The following is a 1,941-nucleotide window of genomic DNA, read 5'->3' as shown; positions in this document are numbered from 1 at the left end:
CCCGCCCGCGCCCCGTCCCGCACCCCTGACGCCGTACGAACCGGCCGCTACACCCGGTCCGTCTCGGCGCCCAGCAGGTGCCGCGCGACGACCACGCGCTGGATCTGGTTGGTGCCCTCCACGATCTGCAGCACCTTCGCCTCGCGCATGTAGCGCTCCGCGGGGAAGTCCGCCGTGTAGCCGTAGCCGCCGAGCACCTGCACGGCGTCGGTCGTCACCCGCATCGCCGCGTCCGTGCAGAACAGCTTGGCCATCGCGGCGTCCTGCGCGAAGGGCAGGCCCGCGTCGCGCCGCCGCGCGGCGGCGAGGTACAGCGCGCGCCCGGCCGCGAGCTGCGTCGCCATGTCGGCGAGCAGGAAGCGCAGTCCCTGGAAGTCGGCGACGGGCCGGCCGAACTGCTGCCGCTCCAGCGCGTATCCGTGCGCCGTGTCCAGCGCCCCCTGCGCCACCCCGATCGCGCACGCGGCGATGCCGAGGCGGCCGGAGTCGAGGGCGTCGAGCGCGATGGCGAAGCCCTGCCCCTCCTCGCCGAGGCGGCGCGCGTCGGGGATCCGCACCCCGTCGAAGTGCACCAGGCCGGTGGGCGAGCCCTTCATGCCCATCTTCTTCTCCGGCGGCGCGGCGCCGAGCCCCGGGGCGTCGCCGGGGACGAGGAAGGCCGTGATGCCGCCGGGGCCGGGGCCGCCGGTGCGGGCGAGGACGGTGTAGAAGTCGGCGACCCCGGCGTGGGTGATCCACGCCTTGGTGCCGTCCAGGGTCCAGGTGTCGCCGTCGCGTACGGCCCGGGTGGTCAGGGCGGCGGCGTCGGAGCCGGAGGCGGGCTCGGAGAGGCAGTACGCGCCGAGCAGGCCGCCGCCGAGGATGGCCGGAAGGAACTCCTTGCGCTGCCCCTCGGTGCCGTAACGGGCGACCGCGTGGGTGGCGAGGGTGTGCACGGAGGTGCCGAGGCCGACGGTCAGCCGGGCGGCGGCGAACTCCTCCAGCACCTGCAGATAGACGGTGTACGGCTGTTCCCCGCCGCCGTACTCGGCCGCGTAGGGCAGGGCGAGCAGCCCCGACTCCGACAGAGTGGTGAACAACTCGCGGGGGAAGCGGCCCGCTTCCTCTTCTTCGGCCGCGCGGGGAGCGATCTCCCGCCGGACCAGCTCGCGGACGAGGGCCAGCAGGTCGCGGGACTCCTCGGTGGGCAGCTCGCGTTCCACGGGCAGCGGACCACGTACGGCCATGCGGTGCACTCCTCTTCGCCGGGCGCGCGTACGGCGCTGTCGACGGCGGCTCCGGCCGGGATATGGCGGCTCCGCCCGTTGTGTTGCTGCAGCCCGATGCTGCCCCGCCGGATTGCGGCGGGCCGGCACGTACGGCTGCGGTGAAGGGGAGTATGCCCGATCGGCCGTATGGCGAGACAGACGGGGTGCGTAGCGAACCGGCCAGTTCGCGGGGCGGGTTCCGGGCGTCAGGGAGCGGTGGCGCCGCCCCGGGGCGCCAGCCCGGCGAGCAGGTCGTCGTAGCCGGCCTTCACGCGGGCGACGCTCATGCCGCCGGTGCGGCGCTGGTAGCCGTAGAGGTTGGCGGCCAGCGGCGCGAGCAGCGCGTCGGCGAGCCAGTGCACGTCGGCCGCGGGCCGGATCCGGTCGAGGAGCAGCGCGAGGTGCTGCCGGTACAGCTCGTAGGAGCCCTCGGTGAACCGGGCGTCGGCGGAGTCCATCTCGGCCACCAGCAGCAGGCCCAGCTGGTCCTCGGTCCGGTCGACGAGGGCGTGCAGGAAGGCGCGGACGCGCTCGGCCGCGCCGGCGCCTGGCCCGAGCGGCGGCGGGCCCGTCAGGAACGCGGCCTGGAACTTCACCTCGCGGTCGTTGATCACCGCGTACGCCAGTCCCGCGCGGTCGCCGAAGCGGCGGTAGACGGTGCCGACGCCGACGCCCGCGGCCTTGGCCACCTCGT

2 protein-coding genes are annotated in these 1,941 nt (G+C 75.0%); both read right to left on the bottom strand.

Annotated elements, in window-relative coordinates; genetic code table 11:
- Positions 1 to 47 precede the first annotated feature (47 nt).
- On the bottom strand, positions 48 to 1,226 hold the full coding sequence (locus H5J30_RS30120) for an acyl-CoA dehydrogenase family protein (RefSeq protein WP_181790555.1): 1,179 nt from the start codon (positions 1,224 to 1,226) through the stop codon (positions 48 to 50).
- A 227-nt stretch (positions 1,227 to 1,453) separates the two neighbouring features.
- Positions 1,454 to 1,941, bottom strand: a 488-nt coding sequence (locus H5J30_RS30115) for a TetR/AcrR family transcriptional regulator (RefSeq protein ID WP_181790553.1), incomplete at its 5' end; no start/stop codon positions are given.

The organism is Streptomyces phytophilus, assembly GCF_013870535.1.
Taxonomy (GTDB): domain Bacteria; phylum Actinomycetota; class Actinomycetes; order Streptomycetales; family Streptomycetaceae; genus Streptomyces; species Streptomyces phytophilus.
This window is presented reverse-complemented; position numbering and strand designations above follow the sequence as displayed.

Excerpts from the sequence above, each read along its gene's own strand:
- H5J30_RS30120 (WP_181790555.1), bottom strand. The coding sequence starts at position 1,226 with ATGGCCGTACGTGGTCCGCTGCCCGTGGAACGCGAGCTGCCCACCGAG.